Source organism: Phenylobacterium terrae (genome assembly GCF_042681205.1).
GTDB lineage: Bacteria > Pseudomonadota > Alphaproteobacteria > Caulobacterales > Caulobacteraceae > Phenylobacterium > Phenylobacterium terrae.
In genome coordinates this window covers 487,315-509,737 of sequence record NZ_JBHUEY010000001.1, presented here as the reverse complement: position 1 = coordinate 509,737, position 22,423 = coordinate 487,315, and the positions used below count along the sequence as shown (strand labels likewise).

Genomic DNA, 22,423 nt, shown 5'->3' with positions numbered 1-22,423 from the left:
CCTCCCCCGTCGTCTCTGCGACGGGGGAGGAGCGTGTTCTCCTCCCCCGCAACGCGGGGGAGGGGGACCGCCGAAGGCGGTGGAGGGGGCGTCCTGCACCCAACGCCGCAAAGAATTGACGCCTCTGCACAAAAGCGCGACGCTCAAGCCCGAACGCCCGTCAGGACCTGAGGTGGTCCATGAACACCGACGCCGTCACCAACGCCGTGAACTTCGCGATCCTGGTCGCGCACCGGCTCGGCGAGCCCCGCGTCCTCGAGCTCTCGCACCCGCAGTACCGCCAACTCCGCCGCTTCGCCGACCCCGCCGACTGGTCCCCCAGGTCCACCTACCGCGGCCTGCGGGTGGTGGAGACCGACGACGACGCCGGCCGCGTGCTAGTCTGGGACCGGGCGCGCGAGACGGAGATGGTCCAGCGCATCGACTGGCCCGCCGGCCGCTGAGCGCCTCGAACTCTACTCCGCCGGCTCGCCCTGCACCCGCCGCGCGCCCTTGCGCACCGGGCGCGTCAGCTGGTCCACGTCCCGCACCGCGCCGCGAGCGGCGCTGGTGGTGAGGGCGGCGTAGGCCTGGAGGGCGGCGCTGACCTTGCGGGGGCGCGGGGCGGCCGGGCGCCAGCCGCCGTCGGGGCGGGCGTCCATGGCGGCCCGGCGGCGCTCCAGCTCGGCGTCGGGGACGGCCAGGCGGATCGAGCGGGCGGGGATGTCGATCTCGATGAGGTCGCCGTCCTCGACGAGGGCGATGGTGCCGCCCTCCGCCGCCTCGGGCGAGGCGTGGCCGATGGAGAGGCCCGAGGTGCCGCCGCTGAACCGGCCGTCGGTGATCAGCGCGCAGGCTTTGCCCAGCCCCTTCGATTTCAGGTAGCTGGTCGGATACAGCATCTCCTGCATGCCCGGCCCGCCCTTGGGCCCTTCGTAGCGGATGACGACCACGTCGCCCGCCTTCACCTGGCCGGTGAGGATGCCGGAAACCGCCGCATCCTGGCTCTCGTAGACGCGGGCGGGGCCGGAGAACTTCAGGATGCTCTCGTCGACCCCGGCGGTCTTCACGATGCAGCCGTCCTCGGCGAGGTTGCCGAACAGCACGGCCAGGCCTCCGTCCTGGCTGAAGGCGTGCTCTTTGCTGCGGATCACGCCGCCCTGGCGGTCGAGGTCGAGCTCCTCCCAGCGCCGGTTCTGGCTGAAGGCCACCTGGGTCGGCACGCCCCCCGGGGCGGCGCGGTAGAAGGTCTTCACCTCCTCGCTCGGGTTGCGGGCGATGTCCCAGGTATCGAGCGCCGCCTTCAGGCTCGGCGAATGGATGGTCGGCAGGTCGGTGTGGATCAGGCCGGCGCGGTCGAGCTCGCCCAGGATGGCCATGATGCCGCCGGCCCGGTGGACGTCCTCCATGTGGACGTCGTTCTTGGCGGGGGCGACCTTGGAAAGGCACGGCACCCGGCGCGAGAGCCGGTCGATGTCCGCCATGGTGAAGCCCACCTGCGCTTCGTGCGCGGCGGCCAGCAGGTGCAGCACGGTGTTGGTGGACCCGCCCATGGCGATGTCCAGGGTCATGGCGTTCTCGAACGCCTCGAAGGTGGCGATCGAGCGGGGCAGGACGGCGTCGTCCTCGCCCTCGTAGTAGCGGCGGGCGAGCTCGACGACGGTGCGGCCGGCCTTGAGGAACAGCTGCTCGCGGTCGGCGTGGGTGGCCAGCACCGAGCCGTTGCCGGGCAGCGAGAGGCCCAGCGCCTCGGTCAGGCAGTTCATCGAGTTGGCGGTGAACATGCCCGAGCAGGAGCCGCAGGTCGGGCAGGCCGAGCGCTCGATGGCCTTCACGTCCTCGTCCGAGACGTTGTCGTCGGCCGCGGCGATCATGGCGTCGATCAGGTCGACCTTCTTCTCCCCGGTGGAGAGGATCACCTTGCCGGCCTCCATCGGCCCGCCGGAGACGAACACCGTGGGGATGTTGAGCCTCAGGGCCGCCATCAACATGCCCGGGGTGATCTTGTCGCAGTTGGAGATGCACACCAGCGCGTCGGCGCAGTGGGCGTTGGCCATGTACTCCACCGCATCGGCGATCAGCTCGCGCGAGGGCAGGGAATAGAGCATCCCGTCGTGGCCCATGGCGATGCCGTCGTCCACGGCGATGGTGTTGAACTCCTTGGCCACCCCGCCGGCCGCCTCGACCTCGCGCGCCACCAGCTGGCCCAGGTCCTTCAGGTGCACGTGGCCGGGCACGAACTGGGTGAAGGAGTTGGCGATGGCGATGATCGGCTTGCCGAAGTCGGCGTCCTTCATCCCCGTGGCGCGCCAGAGGCCCCGGGCGCCGGCCATGTTGCGGCCATGGGTTGAGGTGCGGGAGCGATAGGCAGGCATGGGCAGGCGATCCCCGGAACTTGGACGGGGGGTCTTAGCAGATGAGGGGGCGGAGGGGGAGCGGGGTGACAGGTCGGCCCCGCGGCCAACCAGTCACGGCGGCCGCCGGTGACTGGTTGCGCGGCCAGCGCTACCTGTCACCGTGGGTGGAGGTCGCGGTGGCTACCGGCTCGAGGATGAGGAAGTCGGACGTTTCTGCTGGTCGCAGTATCCACTCGCCCATCGGCGAACGCAGGCGCAGGCTGACGAGAAAGTCGAGCGCGCCGTCAGCGTAAGCCCTCGATTCCACCAGGGCCTTTTCGATCCTCAGCCTGACGACCTGGTCATCGTGCATCACCTCTTCGAACCCCGCGGGAATGGAGGTGAAGGCGCCGCCTGGCCAGTCCAGGCGGAACGACGGCGCGTGTCCAAGGGGCAGCGCGTCATAGTCCGCGTGAGCCCCGGCGAGGACGACGGTCTCGTAGATGTCGTCGGAATAGGTCTCCGCTTCGGGGTCGAAGACGGCGCCTTCCCGCATCTGATTGAGGAGTACAAACATCGCAGCGCCATCCGAGAAGGCGACGATGCTCGCCTCATCGGGTGTCCGTGGCGAACGGAGCGGCATCCATCTGACCATGAACTCCTCGTTAGCGGTGGCTCTGAGCAGTTCGTGGATCGTGATCTTCTTCAGCACTTCGGCTCCCGGCGGGAAGACGCGCCCCGCGCGCTCCTTCCCTTCGATCCCATGGCTGATGCGAGCCTGCCGGCTCCGGTCAGTCAAGGACGCGCCTTCGGCGCGCCGCGGCGCGGCCGGCCCGCGAGGGCCGGTCCTTGAGAGACCGGATCCGGCAGGCATGATGGCCGGCATGGGCTCGAAGCCCCTTCCTCCCCAGAGCCTGGGGGAGGACCCACCGGTCAATCTTCCCCCGTCATCCCGGCCGCAAGCCCGCGTGAGCGGGCTGAAGAGCCGGGACCCAGCCGCCGCGTCCTGGGTCCCGGATCGGCCTTGCAGGCCGTCCGGGATGACGATGGGGTCAGCGCCCGGCCGCGATGCGCGCGAGCCGCTTGCGCAGGTCGGCGTAGCGCGGGCCGACGAGGCCGATCGAGGGGTGGCGGCCGAGGCCGGAGTGGGCCCGGTCGGCGGCTTCGAGCGCGGCCTTGGCCTCCGCATCGGCGCCGGGCTGGCCGCGATCGCTGAGCAGCAGGGCCAGGGCGGCGTGGCGGCGGAAGGCGTCGTGCGGCAGCCACAGGGGCCATTGCGCGCCGAGGGTCGCCAGAGCCTCGGCGGCGCGCTCGTAGTGGTCGCGCGCGCCCCGCTCGGCGACCAGCAGGACGTAGTCGAGCCAGGCGTCGGTCTTCATCCGCGGGTTGGCCTGCATCCGCGCCACTGAGGCGGCGTAGGCGTCCAGCACCTCTTCCAGCCGCCCCAGGGCCAGCAGGCTCGCCGCCTGCTGGCCCAGCGCCGTCGCGGCCTCGTCGGAGTCCGCATAGGCCTCGAAGAAGGCGTCCAGCAGTTCGAGCGCCGGCGCGTGCAGCCCCGCCTCGGCCAGGTGGCCAGCCTGGATGCGCAGGTATTGCGCGCGGTTGTCCGGACGGACGCGGCGGAGCCGGGTGTGGAAGTCCTCCCGGTCCGCCGGCCCCCAGCTCGTCCTGCGGAACCACTCCTGCGCCGTCGCCATGAACCCCCAGCCCCCTGCATCCCGCAGGGGATGCCAACCTGACGGCTCCGGTCAGTCAAGGACGTGTCCGGGCGGTCCCCCTTTTCCATGAATGGGAAAGGGGGAGCCGTCAGCCGAACTCCCGGTGGTCGTCGAGGATGGCCTGGAGGACCTGCGGCGCGTTGGCCGCGTCCGGGTGGTTTCCGGACTGGCCGGCCAGCAGGATCAGCGCCTTCCAGAGCGCCCAGCCGCGGGCGCGGGCCCAGGTTCCGGGGTCGAGGGGCAGGGCCTCGCGGAAGGCGGCTCTGCTGTCGGCGTCGAACAGCGTCCAGGCGATGGTAAGGTCGCAGGCGGGGTCGCCGACGCTCATGATGCCCCAGTCGATGACGGCGCTGAGCTTGCCGTCCTTCACCAGCAGGTTGCCGGCCGCCACGTCGCCGTGGGACCAGACGGGCGGGCCGCGCCATTCGGAGGCCAGGGCCGCCGCCCAGACCTCGCGGGCCAGGGCGGTGTCGATCTCGCCCTCGAGGTCCGCCAGCGCCTCCTGCGTCTGGGCCTCGTAGACCGCGGGCGAGAGGCCGCGCAGGAAGTTGTGCGGCCCGGGCGGCGGCCCGCCGGCGGCAGCGAGGCCTTGCAGCGCCTTCAGGAACGCGGCGAGGTCCCGCGCGAAGGCGGGCAGGTCGGCGATGCGGTCGCGCGCGGCGGTCTCGCCGTCGATCCAGCGGTAGATCGACCAGCGCCAGGGATAGCCCTCGGCCGGCTGGCCGAGGCCCAGCGGCTCGGGGATCGGCAGCGGCAGTTGGGGCGCGAGCCTGGGCAGCCAGGCCTGCTCCTTGTCCACCTGGGCCGCGTAGCTCCAGGCCCGTGGCATCCGCACGGACATGTCGTCGCCGAGGTGGAAGCTGCGGTTGTTGACCCCGCCGAACTCCACGGGCCGCACCTCGAGGTGGGCCCACTGCGGGAACTGCGCAGCCACCAGGCGGCCCACGAAGGCCGCGTCGATCTTCACTTTCATGAGGGAGCTTGTCTCGGAGCTTGGGGCCGGCGCCAGGCCGCCCCTGTTTGCAGCAATCGACGCTCGCCGGCGCCTCACGCGCCGGGCGTCGGGACCGATGTCGGCCGCTCCGGTGAAGCCAGTCTGCCCGAGCGCCGCCGCAGGGGCAAGCAGCGGCGTCCGCCGCGATGACGGGAAGGCTGGGCGCGCCCTAGCGCTGGATCGTCTGGTTGAGGATGCGGGCCTTGGCCGGGTCGGCGGCGGCCTGCTCGCGCAGGGCGGCCAGGTCTTCGCTGATCTTGAAGATGGCCACGTAGAACTCGCAGAAGGAGCGCCACAGCAGCACCAGGGCGCCCAGGACGACGAGGCCGGCGACCAGCAGCGGGATGGCCAGCAGCACGCCGGTGAAGTTGCCGCCGGTGGCCTCGCGCAGGGCGATGCCCACCGCGGCCCCGACCATGCCGAAGCCCATCAGCACGATGATCGCCAGGCCCGCCCAATAGATCAGGTGGACGACCGCGTTGGTCATCAGCTTGTCGAAGGTGAGCAGATCCCAGAGCAGACGGCCGGAAAAGCCGCGGTCCGTGGATTGTGTCGGTAGACGCATGCGTGGTCCGAGCCTCGGGCGCGATCACCGCCCCGTCCAGTGGTGTGAACCGCTACCAGCCGATCCGCTGCGCCGCAACGGCGCAAACGCCGCGCCCGCGCGCTGGTAGGAGAGTGGGGTAGAGGGGTGACAGGTAGCGCCTGCGGCGCAACCAGTCACCGAAGTCCGCCGGTGACTGGTTGGGCGCAGCCCTACCCGTCACCCTGCTGCAGAGGGCGGCCATCAGATCGTCCCCACGGTCTTGAGCCGGGCCCGGGGGTGCACCTCATTCTGGCTCATCACCGGCGTCTGGCCGCGGAAGCGCTCGATTAGGGAGCGGACGTAGGGCCGGATTCCCGGGCTGACCAGCAGCACCGGCGATTCGCCGGAGAGGGCGGCGCGCTCGAAGGCCTCGCGGATGGCGCGGACGAACTCCTGCAGGCGCGAGGGGGCCAGCGCCAGCTGCCGGTCCTCGCCCTGGCCGACCAGGGCGTCGGCGAAGGCGTTCTCCCAGTCGGGCGACAGGGTGACGATCGGCAGGGCGCCGTCGTCGCCGCGGTAGGCGAAGGACAGCTGCCGGGCCAGCCGCGTGCGCACCTGTTCGACCAGGGCGGTGATGGAGCTGGTGTGCGGGGCGGCCTCGCCGATGCCTTCCAGGATCGCCGGCAGGTCGCGGATGGAGACCCGTTCGCGCAGCAGGGCCTGCAGCACCCGCTGCAGGGTGGCGGCGGAGACGACGCCGGGGATCAGGTCCTCGACCAGCTTCTTCTGGGCCTCCGGCAGCTCTTTCAGCAGCTTCTGCACCTCCGCGTAGGAGAGCAGGTCGGCCATGTTGTCCTTGAGGATCTCGGTCAGGTGGGTGGTCAGCACCGTGGCCGGATCGACGATGGTGTAGCCGCGGAACGTGGCCTCCTCGCGCAGGGCGTCGTCGATCCAGGTGGCCGGCAGGCCGAAGGCCGGCTCGCGCACGTGCTCGCCGGGCAGCTCCACTTGGCCGCCGCGCGGGTCCATGGCCATCAGCGAGCCGAGCCGCACCTCGCCCTGGCCCGCCTCCAGCTCCTTGATGCGGATCAGGTAGCCCTGGCTGGGCAGCCGCATGTTGTCGAGGATGCGCACCGCCGGCATCACGAAGCCGAAGTCGGCGGCCAGGGTGCGGCGCAGGGCCTTGATCTGGTCGGTGAGCCGCCGGCCCTCGAGGTCGTTGATCAGCGCCAGCAGGCCGTAGCCCAGCTCGATCTTGATCTCGTCGATGGCCAGGGAGTTGGCGATCGGCTCTTCCTGCTCCTCGGCGCCGGCGGCGTCGGCCATCGGCTCGGGCGGCGGCGGCTCCAGCGCCTTCTGGCTGCGGCGCCAGGCGAGCACGCCGGAGGCCACCGACACCGCCGCGAAGGGGATGATGGGCATGCCGGGCACCAGGGCGATCACCCCGGCGGAGGCCGAGACCATGCCCAGCGAGACCGGGTTCATGGCCAGCTGGGTGACCAGCGCCTTGTCCGCCGCGCCCTCGACGCCCGCCTTGGAGACCAGCAGGCCGGCGGCGATGGAGATGACCAGCGCCGGGATCTGGCTGACCAGGCCGTCGCCGATGGTCATCAGGGTGTAGGTGGAGGCCGCGACGCTCAGCGGCACATCGTGCTGCAGCACGCCGATGAGGATGCCGCCGACCACGTTGATGGCCACGATCATCAGGCCGGCGATGGCGTCGCCGCGCACGAACTTGCTGGCGCCATCCATCGCCCCGAAGAAGGTCGACTCCTGCTCCAGCTCCTTGCGGCGCTTCTTGGCCTCGGACTCGTCGATCAGCCCGGCCGAGAGGTCGGCGTCGATGGCCATCTGCTTGCCCGGCAGGCTGTCCAGGGTGAAGCGGGCCGAGACCTCGGCGATCCGGCCCGAGCCCTTGGTGATGACAACGAAGTTCACGATCACCAGGATGACGAAGACGATCACCCCGATGACGTAGTTGCCGCCCATCATCAGGTTGCCGAAGGTCTCGATGATCTTGCCGGCCCCGTGGGCGCCCTCGTGGCCGTGGCTGAGGATCAGCCGCGTCGAGGCGATGTTCAGGCCCAGCCGGAACAGGGTGGTGACCAGCAGCACCGTCGGGAAGGCGGTGAACTCCAGCGGCTTCTTCATCAGAAGAGCGGTCATCAGGATCAGCACCGCGCTGGTCACCGAGAGCGACAGCAGCGCGTCCAGCAGGAAGGCCGGGATCGGCAGGATCAGCAGGACGATGATGCCGACGACGCCGAGGGCCAGCGCCACCTCGCCACGCGCCACCCAGCCCCACATCTCTCGCGGGGTGGGGCGTTGGCCGGGAACGGCGCCGACGTCGGCCATCAGGCGGCGCCTGCGAGCGTCCGGGCGACCAGGGCGCCGACCTCGGCGTGGATCGCCTCCCGCGCCTCCAGCGGCGCGGCGGCCTCGGTGAGGTAGCAGGTCACGACGATCGGCGGCCCGGCCGGCGGCCAGAAGACGGCGATGTCGTTGGTCGAGCCGTTCATCCCGGTGCCGGTCTTGTCGGCGGCGCGCCAGCCGGCCGGCAGGTCCTTGCGCAGGCGGCGCACGCCCGACGGCGAGGCGACCATCCAGCCGACCAGCTTCTCGCGGAAGGGGGCGGGCAGGGCCTCGCCCAGGGCGATCTTCTGGAGCGTGCCGGCCATGGCGCGGGGGCTGGTGGTGTCGCGCGGATCGCCCTTGATGGCGGTGTTGAGATCGAGCTCGTAACGGTCGAGCCGGGTGACCCTGTCGCCCAGGCTGGTCGTGTAGGCGGTGAAGCCGGCGGGACCGCCGATGGTCTTCAGCAGCAGGTTGGCGGCCGGGTTGTCGGACACCTCGACGACGGCCTGGCAGGCCTCGCCCACGGTGATCGAGCCCATGGGAAGGTGCTTCTCGCTCACCGGGGCGTGGCTCAGCATGTCCGCCTTGGTCAGCGCCAGGGGCCGGTCGAGCTTCTCCTCTCCGCGGTCGACGCGGGCCAGCACGGCCGCGGCCAGCACCGCCTTGAAGCTCGAGCACATGGCGAACCGCTCGTCCGGCCGGTGCGCCAGCGCGCGCTTCGTGCCGGGAACGAAGGCGTAGACGCCCAGCCGCCCGCCCGAGCGCTTCTCGAGCGCCGCGAGCTCGCTCTCCGCCGCCAGCGCAGCGCCCGGCGCCAGGGCCGCGAGGCCGGCCAGCACTGTGCGACGACGAATCATCCTTCGACCTTTCCCCGCTTGTGGGGCGAGGGTTGGGTGAGGGGCGCGCGGCCGCAAGGCCGCGCCCGGCGCGCAGCGCCGGAAAGCTGGGGATGCGCGGACGCCCCCCTTACCCAACCCTCGGTCCTCACGCCGCGTTGCTCCCGACCCCGCCCTGGGGCGCGGGGACGGCGACGCCGGCTTCGGAATATTCCTTCAGCTTGTTGCGCAGGGTGCGGATGGAGATGCCGAGGATGGTGGCCGCGTGGGTGCGGTTGCCCAGGCAGTGGGACAGGGTGTCGAGGATCAGCTGCTGCTCCATCGCCGCCACCGTCTGGCCGACGAAGGCGCGGCTGGCGCTCTCGGCGGCCTGGTAGGCGACCTGGGCGGCGCGCGAGCCGGCGTCGGCGGGGGCCAGGGGCTGGCCGTCCGGCAGCCGGATGGCGGTCTCCTCGAGCTCCGGGCCGGAGGACAGCAGCACCGCGCGGTGGATGGCGTTCTCCAGCTCGCGCACGTTGCCGGGCCAGCGGTGGGCGGCCAGCCGCCGCTTGGCCTCGGCCGAGATCGGCCTTTCGGGCCCGCCGTTGGCGGCGGCGTACTTCTTGGCGAAGAACTCGGCCAGCGCCACCACGTCGCCCGGCCGCTCGCGCAGCGGCGGGATGCGCAGGTTCACGACGTTCAGCCGGTAGAGCAGGTCCTCGCGGAAGGTCCCGTCCTTCACCGCCTGCGCCAGGTCGCGGTTAGAGGTGGCGAGGATGCGGATGTCGACCTTCACGGGCTTGGCGCCGCCGACCCGGTCGATCTCCCGCTCCTGGATGGCGCGCAGCAGCTTGGCCTGCAGACGGGCGTCCATCTCGCTGATCTCGTCCAGCAGCAGGGTGCCGCCGTTGGCCTCCTCGAACTTGCCGATCCGCCGGGCCAGCGCGCCGGTGAAGGCGCCCTTCTCGTGGCCGAACAGCTCGCTTTCCAGCAGGTTCTCGGGGATCGCCGCGCAGTTGACCGAGATGAACGGCCGGGCCGAGCGGCGAGACTTGGCATGGACGTAGCGGGCGATGACCTCCTTACCGACGCCGCTCTCGCCGGTGATCAGGATCGAGGCGTCGGAGGCGGCGACCTGGTCGGCGAGCTGGATGACCTGCTGCATGCAGGGGTCGCGCACCACCATCGGCCGGTTGTCGTCGGAGACGGCGGCCAGCACGGCGGCGATCAGCTGGGCTTCGGGGGGAAGGGGGATGAACTCCTTGGCGCCGGCCCGGATCGCGGCCGCGGCGCGGTCGGCGTCGGCGGCGACGCCGCAGGCCACCACCGGCACGTGGATCCGCTCGGCCTCGTTGGCCTCGATCAGGCCGCGGATGTCGAGGTCGTAGTCGACCATCAAGAGGTCCGCGCCCTGTCCCGCGCGCAGGGCGTGGGTGGCCGCCTCGATGCTCTCGACGTGGCTCACCTTGGCGCCCGCGCTCATCGCCATCTTCACGGCGGCGGCGAGTTGCCCGTTCAGTTTTCCGACGACCAGAAGCCGCATGTTCGAATCTCCCTACTCAGCCGTCGCGGATCACGCGCTGGCGTCGCCGTCCTTGATGATTTCGGTCATGGTCACGCCCAGCCGGTCGTCGACGATGACCACCTCGCCGCGGGCGACGAGGCGGTTGTTCACGTAGATGTCGATGGCCTCGCCGACCTTGCGGTCGAGCTCGAGGACGCTGCCGGAGTTGAGCTGCAGCAGCTGGGCGACCGACATCGAGGCCCGTCCCAGCACCGCCGAGATGGACACCGGCACGTCGAAGACGGGGGCCAGGTCGGTGGCGGTCTTCTCGCCCTCCACCTCCGGCATGGGGACGGGCAGCTGGTCGCCGGGCCCGAAGTCTTCGAGTTTGAGGTCGTCGCTCATGGACATCAGCCTTGGCCGGGAATGAGGGGTTCGGCGTGCAGGCCCTCGGCGGCCAGGGCCGCCTCCAGGGCCTGGGCCACGCGGGCGGCGGCGGCGGCGGGGTCGAACGCCGCCGAGCCGTCGCCGAAATCGAGGGTGAACTGGGCGCCGACATAGCCGGGCGCCGGGCGCACGACGATCTGGCCGCCGTAGCCGATCGCCTGGGCGGTGTCGGAGAGGGCCGCCTGCAGCGCCTCGACCAGGTCCGGGGCGGCCATGACCACCAGCCGGGGCGCGGCCTCGATCTCGCGGGCGAGGGTCTCGATGGCCGCCTGGGCGGGGGCCTGCGGGAAGCGGGCGAGGGCGGCGTCGGCGATGGCGCGGGCGCAGGCCAGCGCCAGTTCGGCCGAGCCGACCCGGTGCTCGTGGGCCACGGCGGCCAGGCCGGGCAGGGCCGCCTGGGCCGCCTGGGCGATCTGCGACAGGGCCTGGGCCTGCAGGGCCGCCATGCTGGCCAGCGCGGCGCGCTCGCCCTCGGCGTAGGCGGCGGCGCGGATCGCCTCCACCTCCTCGGCGGGGAACAGCCGCTTCGGCCGCGGGGCGGCGTAGGCGATGCCGCCGGCGTCGTCGAACACCGTGTCGAAGTCGAACTTGCGGGGGGCGGAGCCGGTCATCAGTAGATCAGCTCGTCGTCGCCGCCGGCGCCGGCCAGCATGATCTCGCCCTTGGCGGCCAGGTCCTTTGCGACCTGCACCATCGCCATCTGGGCCTGGTCGACGTCGCGCAGCCGGACCGGCCCCATGGTCTCCATGTCCTCGCGCATGATCTTGGCGGCCCGCTCGGACATGTTGGAGAAGAACATTTCGCGCAGCGCGTCCGACGAGCCCTTCAGGGCCAGCGCCAGCTGGTCCTTGTCGACGCTGCGCAGCAGGGTCTGGACGCCGCCCGGGTCGAGCTTGGAGAGGTCCTCGAAGACGAACATCAGGGCCCGGATGCGCTCGGCGCTCTCGCGGTTGCGCTCCTCGAGGGCGCCGATGAACCGGGCCTCGGTCTGGCGGTCGAAGGCGTTGAAGATGTCGGCCATCATCTCGTGGCTGTCGCGCTTCGAGGTGCGGGCCAGGTTCGACATGAACTCGGTGCGCAGGGTCTGCTCGATCTTGTCGAGGATCTCGCGCTGCACCGGCTCCATGCGCAGCATGCGCATGACGCACTCCAGGGCGAAGTCCTCGGGCAGGGCGGCCAGCACCCGGGCGGCGTGCTCGCTCTTCACCTTGGAGAGGACGACGGCGACGGTCTGCGGGTATTCGTTCTTGAGGTAGTTGGCGAGCACGGCCTCGTTCACGTTGCCGAGCTTGTCCCACATGGTCCGACCCGCGGGGCCGCGGATCTCCTCCATCAGGGCTTCCACCCGCTCCGGCGGCATGACGGCGGCCAGCAGCCGCTGGGTCTGCTCGAAGCTGCCCATGATCGCCCCGCCGCCGGAGAGGCCGGCGACGAACTCGACCAGCAGCTCCTCGACGGCGGCGGACGAGACCGTGCCCAGGCTCGCCATCGCCTGGGAGACCTCCTTGATCTCCTCCTCGTCCAGCGACTCCCAGATGGCGGTGTGCTCTTCGCCGAGCGCGAGCAGCACCACCGCCGCCTTTTCGGGGCCGGAGAGTCGGGTCGGATCGGTGATGGCCTTCAATTTACCTCGGGCGCTCATCGCCCGCCTCTACGCGGTGTCATGAAGCCAGCCACGGAGGATGGAGACGCTCTCCTCCGGATGGCGGTCGACGAATTCGGCGACCCGCTTGACCGAGCTCGCCTTCACCTGGCCCTCGATGCGGGCGATATCGATGCCGTTGTCCTGGTCGGGGCCGGCCAGGGCCAAAGTCTCGGCCGGGCCCGCCTCGACCATCCGCTGGCCGCCGCCCCCGGGGCCGCCGCCCTGGTTCGCCGCGGACAGGAAGCCGCCGGAGGCCTGGCCCGAGGTCACGCCCTTCACCAGCGGCCGGGCCACGAAGAAGGTCATCAGCATCGCGACCAGTCCCAGGATGGCCAGCTCGACGGCGCGGATGATGTCGTTCTTGTCGAAGCCCAGCAGCGGGTTGGCGGCCTCGGTCCCGCCGGCCTCGGCGGTCGAGGGGAAGCGGACGTTGACCACCGTCACCTGGTCGCCGCGCTCGGCGTCGAAGCCGACGGCGGCGCGGACCAGCTGCTCGATGCGCTGCATCTCCTCGGCCGAGCGCGGGGTGTATTCGCCCGGCTGGCCGTCGGCGCCCGGAGCGGTCGCGCCGTCGACGGCGACCGCGACCGAGATCCGCTTCACCTCGCCGGGCTCCTTCACCTCGGTGCGCAGGGTCTTGCTGATCTCGTAGTTGGTGGTCGATTCCGACCGGCCGGAATTGGAGCTGTTGGTGGCCTCGCCGAAGTCGCCCGCCCCGCCGGGGATGTTGGCCGAGGCGCTGACCGCGCCATTCTCGTCGGCCTGGTTCTCGGCGGCGGTCTCTTCGACGGTCTGCTCGGAGCGGACCACCTGGCCGTCGGGATCGAAGGTCTCCTGCTGGACGGTCACCTTGGCCAGGTCCAGCTCGGCGGTGACGTTGACGCGGCTCTTGCCGGGACCGACGACGCCCTCGACGAGGCCCTTCACGGTCTTGGCGATGCGCTGCTCGATCTCGCTCTTGCGGTCGTCGGCGGCGGCGCCGGCGAAGCCTTCCTGGCCGCCGGAGAGGGTCTTGGCGTGCTGGTCGACGACGGTGACCCGCTCGGGCTTCAGGTTGGGCACGGCGCCGGCGATCAGGTTCTGGACGGCGCGCACCTGGTCGGGGCTCGGCTCGCGGCCGCCGACGGCGATGGTCACCGAGGCGGACGGCTGTTCGGACTCCTCCTCGAACAGCTGGCGCTTGGGCAGCACCAGGTGGACGCGGGCGGTGGTGACCCCGTTCAGGCTCATGATGGTGCGGGCGAGCTCGCCTTCCAGGGCGCGCTGCTTGTTGAGTTGCTGGACGAAGTCGGTCTGGCCGAGGGCGTTGGCCTCGTCGAAGATCTCGTAGCCCACCGAGCCGGAGGTCGGCAGGCCCTTGCTCGACAGCATCAGGCGGGTGGCGGCGACCTCGTCGCGGGGCACCAGGATGGTCGAGCCGTCGCCCTTCAGCTCGTACTTCACGCCGGCCTGGTCGAGGGCCTGGGTGATGCTCCCGGCCTCCTTCAGGTCCAGGTTCGAATAGAGCAGCGCCTTGGGCTCGCGCAGGCCCAGCGTCAGGGCCACGAGCACGGCGGCGACGCCGGCCCCGATCCCCAGGATCGCCGCCAGCCGCCCGATGCCGAATCGCTGAATCGCCCCCGATAGCGGATTCAAACCCTGCGCCCCTTCCCCCGATCGCGGAGGGAGCACTGACTCTGCCCACCGCTAGGCAGCTTTTACCCAGTCCATGGTAAACGACTTGTTTAAGGTCTGGCTTAACGGACCAGTTTCGCCTGCGACCAAGCCGCCTCACTCCTTGCCCTACCTCCCGCCGCTTCGCGGGGGAGGGGGACCAGTCGCCGAGCGCAGCGAAGAGCGACTGGTGGAGGGGGCGGGCCGCCTGCGCCGCGCCTCCACCGAGTGCAGATTAAAGCGATCCATAACGCCGCGCTTGTGGCCCGCCCCCTCCACCCCCCGCTCTTCAGCCGGCGTGCGCCGGCTTCGGCGGGCGGTCCCCCTCCCGCCGCTTCGCGGGGGAGGTAGGAGCCGCGTGGAGGCGGCGTCTACCCCCAGGGCGTCAGCGCGCCCCAGTTGAACAGCACGATCGAGAAGGCGGCGTAGATCAGGGTGGTGATCGTGAAGGCGAACTTGCGCCCTGGCGACCAGGAGTCCACCCGCCGCCCGCCCTGCCAGATGACCGGGACCAGCACCAGGGTGACCACGGTCAGCAGGGCCGCGAACAGGGCGCAGGCCGAGGCGATGATCAGGGTCGCCCCGGGCCAGTTGTAGACGACGTTGGCGATGTCGCGGGTCTGCGCGACCCAGGCCCCGAACAGCCCCATGGAGATCAGCCACAGCAGCGCCTGGGTGTTCTGGATCAGGCTGGCCCGCCCCTGGATGGCGCTCTCGCGGTGCTCGCGCTGCATCCGCCGCAGGATGCCGCCGAGGGTGGCGATCGCCGCCAGCGCGGTGAGCAGCGCCAGCAGTCCCAGGACCATGGGCTGCTTCATCAGGCCCGCCCGCTCGAGCAGGGCGGCGTTGGAGCTGGTCTGCAGGCTGGTCGCGCGGCCGTCCTGGAAGGCGAACTGCAGCCGGTCCTCGCCGGTCACCGCAACGAAGCGCCCCTGGGCCGGATCGCCCTCGGGGACGAACAGCCGGGGGGCGTCCAGCCCGGCGGCGCTCAGCATCAGCCGCCCGTCCGGCGTCACCCGCACCTGCGCGCCCGACTGGAAGAGCATCACGAAGCCCTCCAGCCCCCGGTGCGCCCGGCGCGAGGCGATGTAGTAGCCGGCGAACCGCTCGGCCTGGTCGGCCAGGTCCGGGGAGCCGGGCCGCGGCGGCGGCGGCGCGGGGGCGTAGAACTGCTGCACAACCTGGTCGGCCAGGTCCTGGGTGAGCCGGGCCCCGGTCTCGGTGTTGGCGCTGACGAAGATCCCCAGGCCCAGCTGCGGGACCAGCGTCATGTTGGACATGAACGACAGCGTCGCCCCGTCGTGCCCGTAGCCGGTGTAGCCGCCGGGCAGGGCGTACTGGATGAAGCCGTGCGCCCAGCCGTTGATCCCCGGGGGCGTCCGGCGGAGCGGCGTCTGGAACAGCTGGGCCGTGCGCGGCGAGTAGATCACCGCCCCGTCGAGCGTCCCGCCGTTCAGGATCATCTGCATGTAGCGCGCCATGTCGCCCGCCGTGGACGAGGCCGAGCCGGCCGGGGCGACGTGGCCGACGTATTCGAAGCTGCGCGGCGCAAAGCCGGTCGGCGTCCAGCGGTAGGCCTGGCTGACGTGCTGGGCGAGCGCCGGGGCCATCGGGGCCGGCAGGTCCTTCAGGCTCGGCCGCGGCTCGCGGAAGGTGGTGCGGGTGAGGGCCAGCGGGACGGTGATCCGCTCCTCGACCAGCCGCTCGAAAGGCGCCTGCGAGACGTGCGAAGCCGCCGCCCCGGCCAGGCCGACGCCGTAGTTGGAGTAGCTTGAGCGCGCGCCCGGCGGGGCGACGCGGCGCGGCCGCTCCTGCTGCAGGTAGGTGAGCAGCGGCCGCTCGCGGCCGGGGCGTTGCTCGAACAGGTGGCCGAGGGCCCGGTCCTCGAACCCGGCCGAGTGGTCCATCAGATGGCGGACCAGGATCTCCTGCTGGAAGCCCTGGTCGGGGACCCGCAGCCGCTGGGGCAGGTAGAGGTTGATCGGCGTGTCGAGGCGGATGCGGCCGGCCTCGACCTCGCGCATCAGGACGATCCAGGTGAAGGTCTTGGAGATCGAGCCGATGCGGAACAGCGTCTGGTCGGGATCGACGCGCCGGCCCTGTGCCAGGTCGGCGTAGCCGTAGCCCTTCTTCAGGGCCAGCTGGCCGTTCTGCACCACCGAGACGGTGACGCCGGCGATGTGGTCGCGGGCCATGGCGGTCTTCACCACCCCGTCGACGAAGGCCTCCAGCTCGGCCGGCGCGATCGGCTGGCCGGGGGCGAGGCGCGCGCCGGTCGGCAGGGTCGGGAGCGGCGCTGCGGGCGCAAGGCCGGCCGCCGCCGTGGTCGGGGCCGGGCCGGCGGCCGGCGCGGCGGCCGGGGCGGCCGGGCGCGGCCGGGGCGCCTTCGGCGCGGGCGGGTTCGGAACCGGGGTGCTGGCCACGGGCGGCGCGGCCGGCGCAGGCGCCGGGCCGGTCGCGTCCGGCGCCGGCTGCGCCGGAGCGGGCGGTGCGACGGACAGGGCGGCGAACAGCGCGGTGAAGACCGCTGTAGCGAGGGGACGCATCGCGCGAAATCCATCGTGGCGGCGGGAGATTGCGACCGTAGGGTGCTTCGCCGGGCCGTCAAAGGCCGGCTAGTTGTCGCGCCCGAAGCTCAACAGCGGCAGCACCGGGCCCACCTCGGCGCCCATGTAGACCTGCGGCTCGGAGGGCGGGCTGGCGCCCTCCTTCTTCTCGCGTTCGGCGACGCAGCGCCGCACGACCGCGGCCAGGGCCGGGAAGCTCGAGCTGGTTGCGATCGACTGCAGGAAGCACTCGTCGAAATAGGGATAGCGGTCGGCCTCGCCGCAGCCGAACGAAGTGCGGTCGGGCCGGGCGGCGGTCAGGATCATCCGGTTCGGCGCGGCCAGGTGCGGCACGAACACGCCGGAGAAGCAGGCCGAGACGACGACCACGGTCGGCTTGGTCCCGCAGGCCCGGTCGAGCATGGCCGCGACCACAGGCGGCGGCAGGATCCGCTCGCCGATCACCACGCCCTGCGGCACCCCATGGGAGGTCACGTAAAACAGGCAGCCCTCGGCCTCGCGCGCGGCCAGGTCGCTGAGCGTCTCGTAGATGCGCCGCGGATCGGACGGCTGCGGCCGGGTGTCGGCGTAGCGCTCGGGCCGGACCGAGAACTGGCGGATGCGGCTGGGCTCGAAGCCGGCGCGCACCAGGGCCTGGGAGACGTCACGGCGGGCGTTGTCGAAGGCCTCGGTGGGGCCGCCGCCGGAGCCCTTCCAGTCGCCCGCGACGACCACCGCCGCCCAGTCGGAGAAGGGACCCGCCAGCGCGGGGCCGGCCCAGAGGAGGGCCAGGCTGAGGAGCAGCGCGCCGAGCCGGACGCGCACGCCTGCTACTTCTTGTAGCTCTGGAACGGGGTCGGGATCGCCGTCCCCGTGGCCTTGGCCAGCAGCCGCCCGTCCGGATCGTAGAGCTCGCCCTCAGTGAAGGCGACGCGGGAGCCCCAGCGGGCGACGCGGCCGATCCCGCGGATCTTCCCCGGCATGGCCGGACGGAAGAAGGTGGTCTTCATCTCTGCGGTGGGGGCCACGTGGGTCATCCCCGAGGCGACCATGCAGGCCACCGACATGCATTCGTCCAGCATGGCGCAGAGATAGCCGCCCTGGATCTGCTTCATCGGGTTCAGCAGCAGCTCGGCCTTGGCCTCGAACTCCACCTCGACGGACTTCTCCGCCTGGCTGACCGCGACCATCCGGAAGCCCAGGGTCTGGGAGCCGGTGGGCTGGTTCTTGGTCCTGAGGAACCGCTGGAGAATCGCCTCGTCGGTGAGGGCTGCGCTCTCCTGGGAGGCGACGTCGGTCATTCAGGCCTCATTTCTTGCGGAACTGGTCGAGGGAGACGACCTTGGTCGGCGGCTCGCCGGAGGGCGGCTCGCCTTCCGGCTGCGGGGCGGCCTCGGGGGCGGCGCCCGCCTCTTCCAGGGCGGCCGCGGACGGCGGCTCGAATTGCAGCAGGAACTGCACCGACGGGTCGTAGAAGCGGGTCACGGCCGCGTAGGGGATCGACAGCCACTTCGGCTGGCCGCCGAACCGCAGCGTCACCGAGAAGAAGGTCTCGCCCGGCGCCAGGTCCCAGTACTGGTGCTGCAGGACGATGGTCATCTCGTCCGGGTATTTGGCCAAGAGGTCCGGCGGGCCGGAGACGCCCGGCGCGTCGGTCTTGAAGGTGATGTAGAAGTGGTGCGCGCCCGGCAGCCCGCCGGGGGCGGCGGCGCGCTTCAGCGCAGCCTTGACGACGCCGCGCAGGGCCTCCTGCGCCATGGCCTCGTAGTGCATCAGATCCTGAGCCGGGGGCTCCTGGGCCATCACTGTCACCGCGGGAGGAAACGGACGCCTAAAAGGTAGCGTCTGCGTTGCGCCGCGCAAGGCGGCATGACGCGCTGCGGCAAGGAGTTTTCCGCGCTGTGGCGGCGTCGGCGCGATCCGGAGAGAGAAGGTGGGGGCTTCTGTTGCCAGGCGCCCCCGGGCCCCGCCTGGCGCTGCTAAGACACCAGGGCTTTAGGTCGACTACCGTCGCACCGCTTACGCGGCGAGGCGGATGTCTTCAGCGAAGTTATCGTTCGCAGTTAGTTTAAGACCCGAAACGGTGGGTCAGGCCGGGAGAAAGCAACGCCTTTAGACGTCTGTCGATGCTGATCGGCCCCGCACAGCTCCGGCGATAACCCGGAAGAAGATTTGGTGGAGCCGCCGGGAATCGCACCCGGGTCCAGTCCGCTTATTACGCGCGCGTTTATCCCCATAGTCCGGTCGCCCGGACAGGAGTGAATATAGGGGATCGGGGTTTCCATTTGAAGGACCCCCCCGCCGAAGGACGTCCGCGGCCTCCTTAGACCTCTCCCCCCGCTTGCGGGGGGAGAGGGTTGGGTGAGGAGGGTGTCGGGGACGACCTCCGACGCCTGGGACGGCCCCGCCGCCCGGGCCTCCCTCACCCTACCCTCTCCCTCCGCCCTGCGGAGGGAGAGGTCTCGATGGCGTTGGCGCCGCCCGGCCGCGGGGCTAGCCTTCCGCCATTCAACGACAAGAGCATTTGGAGGAGACGACGATGGCGGGACGTCTGGCCGGAAAGGTCTGCATCATCACCGGCGCGAGCCGGGGCCTGGGACAATATTGCGCGGTGGGCTACGGGCGCGAGGGGGCCAAGGTGGTGGTCGCCGCCCGCACCGAGAACGTCACCGACGAGCGGCTGCCCGGCACCATCTACGACACCGCCCGGCTGGTCGAAGAGGCCGGCGGCGAGGCCCTGCCGCTGGTCTGCAATGTCGCCGACATGGAGAGCGTCGAGCAGATGGTCGAGCAGGTGCTGGCCAAGTGGGGCCGCATCGACGTGCTGATGACCAACGCGGCCGTTCAGCCGGCCGGCTTCATCTCGACCATCAAGCCCAAGTCCTGGGAGCTGGAATTCAACATCAACGTCCACGGGCCCTTCCGCTGCATCCGCGCGGCGCTGCCGACCATGCAGGCCCAGAAGTCGGGCTCGATCATCAACATCTCCTCGATCGCGGCCACCGGCGGCTCCCACTACGGGGCGACCAAGCGGGCCATCGAGTCCATGACCATCGGCCTGGCCCGCGAGCTCAAGGACCAGGGCATCGCGGTCAACGCCATGAAGCCGGTCGGGGCCATCGAGACCCCCGGCCTGCTGTTCGGCCGGCCGCAGTCCCAGCGGCCCGGCGGCCAGGCCCGACCCGAACTGCCCAAGCCCGACTCCTACGTCGAGGCGGCGGTCATCCTGGCGGCGGCGACGCCGGACGCCATCACCGGCCAGGTGCTCAACGACGCCCAGATCGTCGAGCGCTACGCCGCCCCCGAACTGAAGGACCGTTTCCGCGCCGAGAACCCGCAGAACTGGGTCGCGGCGATGACGGCGTAGGGGTTCGCGCCGGCTCATCCGTCATCCCGGACGGCCTGCAAGGCCGATCCGGGACCCAGAGTCCCCGGAGGCTGGGTCCCGGCTCTTCGGCCGGGATGACGGACACGTTGAAAGCTACCGCTCGGTCCCCGCCGCGCCGGTCGCAGCGTTGGGCGCGGCGGCGGCGCCTTCCTCGGTCCGGTTCGGCTCCGGCGTGAAGCTGGGCGCCTGGGCGCGGTTGGTGCGGGCGGCCTGCAGCCGGCCGCCGCTCTCGATCAGCTGGTTGTAGGCGGTGCGCGCGCGGGAGAAGTCGGCGCCGCGCGGGAACAGCACGTCGAAGCGGGTGTCGTGGCCCAGGGCCGCCTTGACCGCCGCCTCCAGCGCATCGGCCACCTGGCCGATCTCGGCCCGGTCGCAGGCCCGGCGCAGCGAGACGGACCGCCCGGGGACCATCAGCGTGACGTCGTAGGCCGTGCCCTCCACGCAGATGGCGTCGGCGGTGTCCTCGGCCTCGGTCACCCGCACCTCGCGCGGGGCCGACCACATGTCGTGGTTCCGAAGCGCCCGCAGCTGGGCGGCTGCGCCTTCCGGCAGCTCGGCGTTGATGTCGACGCGGCGGGCGATGCCCGGCTCGCAGCAGGCCAGCCCCGCCCGCGCCTGGACGAAGGCCTTGTCGTCCTGCCGGACCACCACCCGGGTCACCATCTGGCGCACGCTGCCGGAGGGGCGGACCCAGACCTCGAGGATCATCTCGTCGCCGCGTAGCACCTGCCACTGCAGGGGCGGCAGGCCCCAGAGGCGGTAGAGGTTGGCGTCGACGCCGTTGTCGACGGCGGTCATCCGCTCGCGCCGGCCCGCGCGCCGGCCGCCCAGCGGGTCGAGCACCTCGGCCGCGACGGGCCATTCGCCGTCCCACCAGTCCTGGGCGTCAGGGGCGGGGTAGGGCCACGGCTGGACGGGACCGGCCGGCTCGGCGGGCTCGGACGAGCGGCGGGAGAAGAATTGCGCCTCGGCGGACGAGGCGAGGATCAGGAGCGGGACCAGGGCATAGGCGAAGAGCCGGGCCAAGGGCGCCTCCTCACATCGCTTCGGCCCCCCGGGTGATGGAAAGCACGCCCGTGCGCGAGAGTTCCACCAAACCCAGCGGCCGCATCAGCTCCACGAAGGCGTCGATCTTGTTGGGCGCGCCGGAGACCTCGAACACGAAGCTCTCGTGGGTGGTGTCGATCACCCGGGCCCGGAAGATGTCGGAAACCCGAAGCGCCTCGACCCGCTCGGCGCCGCTGCTCTTCACCTTCACCAGGGCGAGCTCGCGCTCCAGGCCGTTGGGGTCGCGGGTCACGTCCTGGACCTCGCGCACCGAGACCATCTTCTCCAGCTGCGCCTCGATCTGGCCGAGCACGTGCGGCGTGCCGCGGGTGACGATGGTCACCCGGCTGGTGTGCGCGCGCCGGTCGGTCTCGGCGACCGTCAGGCTCTCGATGTTGTAGCCGCGCGCCGCGAACAGGCCGACCAGCCGGTGCAGCACGCCCGGCTCGTTGTCCACCAGCACCGCGAAGGTCGCGAGGTTCTCCGCCTCCTCCTCGTGAGCGAGCTCGTAGACGGATCCGGGTTGCGGGTCGGGCATGGCGGTCCTTCCGATAGGTCGGCGGAGGGGTGTCATATGGCGCGGCTGGGAGCAAGGGCCGGACCCTATTCCCGTCATCCCGGACGCGCCGCAGGCGCGATCCGGGACCCAGAATGCTGCGCGGCGAGATCTGGGTCCCGGCTCTCCGCTTCGCTTCGGCCGGGATGACGGTGGCTTAGCCCCGCCTCGGCCGCAGGGTGCGGAAGGTCACCGAGTAGCGCAGCGCCTCGACCGGCGGGATGGAGTGCTCCCATTCCCGGCGCGCGGGGCCATCGATGAGGTAGGCGGAGCGGGGCTCCACCGTGAGCGACGCGCGGTCGAAGCCGCCCTCGCGGCGGCGGCGCAGGCGGAACAGGCCGGGCGCGGCCAGCGAGACGCCGATCACCTTGTCGAAGTCCGGCCGGTCCTTGTGCCAGCCGATGCCGGCGCCCGGCGGGTACTGGCTGACCATCACGTGCTCGAGGGTCTCCGGGGCGAGCCCCGCGAACGCCGCCGCCCGCTCGCGAAGCGGCAGCAGGAACACGGGCACCTCCTCGGCGCGGCCGAGCCCGCCGCCGTTGAAGTCGTAGCGCCAGCCGAAGGAGACGACGCGTCGCTTGCCGAGGAAGCCGTGGAACTCGAAGGCCTTGAACGCCAGCGCCTCGAACTCGCCGATCAGCGCCTGCTCCTCCTCGGCGCCGATCAGCTCCGGCTGATAGCGGAAGCCCTCCGGCAGCTGCGGCGGCGCATCGAACAGGCTGGGTTGGGCGAGGGCCATGGGCGGGATGTGGGGGGCGGCCGCGTCAATTTCATCCGCTCATCCGGCGTAGGCCGGGACCCAGAATGGCGGACGCAGAGGCGGGCTCCATCCCCGCAGCGCTCATCCAGCCACGACGGAGCCTTGGATCCTGGGTCCCGGTCTCCGCCGGGATGAGCGGTGGGCAATTTCCCCA

Annotated in this window: 21 protein-coding genes and 1 other RNA gene; 2 read left to right on the top strand and 20 right to left on the bottom strand. The window is 71.4% G+C overall.

Features of this window, described 5'->3' with window-relative positions; translation table 11 throughout:
- Positions 1-179: 179 nt before the first annotated feature.
- Entirely contained in the window at positions 180-443 is a 264-nt protein-coding gene (locus tag ACFSC0_RS02520) for a hypothetical protein (RefSeq protein ID WP_377280687.1), read from the top strand.
- A 12-nt stretch (positions 444-455) separates the two neighbouring features.
- Here ACFSC0_RS02520 and ilvD read toward each other — a convergent pair whose 3' ends face one another.
- The 17 genes from ilvD to ssrA form a co-directional block, all read right to left on the bottom strand.
- Positions 456-2,354 carry a dihydroxy-acid dehydratase gene (gene ilvD / locus ACFSC0_RS02515; RefSeq protein ID WP_377280688.1) on the bottom strand — a complete coding sequence of 633 codons (1,899 nt, stop codon included), beginning with the start codon at positions 2,352-2,354 and terminating at the stop codon, positions 456-458.
- Positions 2,355-2,484: 130 nt separating this feature from the next.
- A complete protein-coding gene (locus tag ACFSC0_RS02510; RefSeq protein ID WP_377280689.1) occupies positions 2,485-3,201 on the bottom strand; it encodes a hypothetical protein in 717 nt (238 codons plus the stop codon).
- Positions 3,202-3,367: 166 nt separating this feature from the next.
- A complete protein-coding gene (locus ACFSC0_RS02505; RefSeq protein WP_377280690.1) occupies positions 3,368-4,012 on the bottom strand; it encodes a hypothetical protein in 645 nt (214 codons plus the stop codon).
- Between the two features lie 109 nt (positions 4,013-4,121).
- Positions 4,122-5,006, bottom strand: a complete 885-nt coding sequence (locus ACFSC0_RS02500) for an aminoglycoside phosphotransferase family protein (RefSeq protein ID WP_377280691.1) — start codon at positions 5,004-5,006, stop codon at positions 4,122-4,124.
- Positions 5,007-5,196: 190 nt separating this feature from the next.
- Positions 5,197-5,592, bottom strand: coding sequence for a DUF4282 domain-containing protein (locus ACFSC0_RS02495; protein WP_377280692.1), 396 nt, complete (start codon positions 5,590-5,592; stop codon positions 5,197-5,199).
- Positions 5,593-5,814: 222 nt separating this feature from the next.
- Positions 5,815-7,860, bottom strand: coding sequence for a flagellar biosynthesis protein FlhA (flhA, locus tag ACFSC0_RS02490; protein WP_377280708.1), 2,046 nt, complete (start codon positions 7,858-7,860; stop codon positions 5,815-5,817).
- A 47-nt stretch (positions 7,861-7,907) separates the two neighbouring features.
- The gene (gene bla / locus ACFSC0_RS02485) at positions 7,908-8,765 is read right to left on the bottom strand and encodes a class A beta-lactamase (RefSeq protein ID WP_377280693.1); all 858 of its coding nucleotides are present in this window, start codon (positions 8,763-8,765) and stop codon (positions 7,908-7,910) included.
- A 127-nt stretch (positions 8,766-8,892) separates the two neighbouring features.
- The gene (flbD, locus tag ACFSC0_RS02480) at positions 8,893-10,266 is read right to left on the bottom strand and encodes a sigma-54-dependent transcriptional regulator FlbD (protein WP_377280694.1); all 1,374 of its coding nucleotides are present in this window, start codon (positions 10,264-10,266) and stop codon (positions 8,893-8,895) included.
- 30 nt (positions 10,267-10,296) lie between these two features.
- Positions 10,297-10,632 carry a flagellar motor switch protein FliN gene (gene fliN, locus ACFSC0_RS02475; protein WP_377280695.1) on the bottom strand — a complete coding sequence of 112 codons (336 nt, stop codon included), beginning with the start codon at positions 10,630-10,632 and terminating at the stop codon, positions 10,297-10,299.
- A gap of 5 nt (positions 10,633-10,637) precedes the next feature.
- On the bottom strand, positions 10,638-11,285 hold the full coding sequence (locus ACFSC0_RS02470) for a FliH/SctL family protein (protein WP_377280696.1): 648 nt from the start codon (positions 11,283-11,285) through the stop codon (positions 10,638-10,640).
- Complete coding sequence (gene fliG / locus ACFSC0_RS02465) at positions 11,285-12,316, bottom strand: flagellar motor switch protein FliG (protein ID WP_377280697.1); 1,032 nt, start codon at positions 12,314-12,316, stop codon at positions 11,285-11,287. The genes ACFSC0_RS02470 and fliG overlap by 1 nt, the downstream gene beginning before the upstream one ends.
- Positions 12,317-12,325: 9 nt before the next feature.
- Positions 12,326-13,954: a flagellar basal-body MS-ring/collar protein FliF gene (gene fliF / locus ACFSC0_RS02460; protein ID WP_377280698.1), complete on the bottom strand. Its 1,629-nt coding sequence runs from the start codon at positions 13,952-13,954 to the stop codon at positions 12,326-12,328.
- 389 nt (positions 13,955-14,343) lie between these two features.
- The gene (locus tag ACFSC0_RS02455; RefSeq protein WP_377355057.1) at positions 14,344-16,518 is read right to left on the bottom strand and encodes a serine hydrolase domain-containing protein; all 2,175 of its coding nucleotides are present in this window, start codon (positions 16,516-16,518) and stop codon (positions 14,344-14,346) included.
- Between the two features lie 69 nt (positions 16,519-16,587).
- On the bottom strand, positions 16,588-17,343 hold the full coding sequence (locus ACFSC0_RS02450) for a C13 family peptidase (RefSeq protein WP_377280934.1): 756 nt from the start codon (positions 17,341-17,343) through the stop codon (positions 16,588-16,590).
- Between the two features lie 5 nt (positions 17,344-17,348).
- Entirely contained in the window at positions 17,349-17,819 is a 471-nt protein-coding gene (locus ACFSC0_RS02445; protein WP_377280935.1) for a PaaI family thioesterase, read from the bottom strand.
- Between the two features lie 7 nt (positions 17,820-17,826).
- Positions 17,827-18,321, bottom strand: coding sequence for an SspB family protein (locus ACFSC0_RS02440; protein WP_377280936.1), 495 nt, complete (start codon positions 18,319-18,321; stop codon positions 17,827-17,829).
- 129 nt (positions 18,322-18,450) lie between these two features.
- Positions 18,451-18,812, bottom strand: a transfer-messenger RNA (tmRNA) gene (gene ssrA, locus ACFSC0_RS02435).
- Between the two features lie 245 nt (positions 18,813-19,057).
- Between ssrA and ACFSC0_RS02430 the strand changes: the two genes are divergently transcribed.
- Positions 19,058-19,885: an SDR family NAD(P)-dependent oxidoreductase gene (locus ACFSC0_RS02430; protein WP_377280937.1), complete on the top strand. Its 828-nt coding sequence runs from the start codon at positions 19,058-19,060 to the stop codon at positions 19,883-19,885.
- A gap of 114 nt (positions 19,886-19,999) precedes the next feature.
- On the opposite strand, the gene ACFSC0_RS02425 is transcribed toward ACFSC0_RS02430, so the two are convergent.
- The 3 genes from ACFSC0_RS02425 to ACFSC0_RS02415 form a co-directional block, all read right to left on the bottom strand.
- On the bottom strand, positions 20,000-20,932 hold the full coding sequence (locus ACFSC0_RS02425; protein ID WP_377280938.1) for a hypothetical protein: 933 nt from the start codon (positions 20,930-20,932) through the stop codon (positions 20,000-20,002).
- 10 nt (positions 20,933-20,942) lie between these two features.
- Entirely contained in the window at positions 20,943-21,491 is a 549-nt protein-coding gene (gene ilvN / locus ACFSC0_RS02420) for an acetolactate synthase small subunit (protein ID WP_377280939.1), read from the bottom strand.
- 175 nt (positions 21,492-21,666) lie between these two features.
- Entirely contained in the window at positions 21,667-22,248 is a 582-nt protein-coding gene (locus ACFSC0_RS02415; RefSeq protein ID WP_377280940.1) for an alpha-ketoglutarate-dependent dioxygenase AlkB, read from the bottom strand.
- Positions 22,249-22,423: the final 175 nt, after the last annotated feature.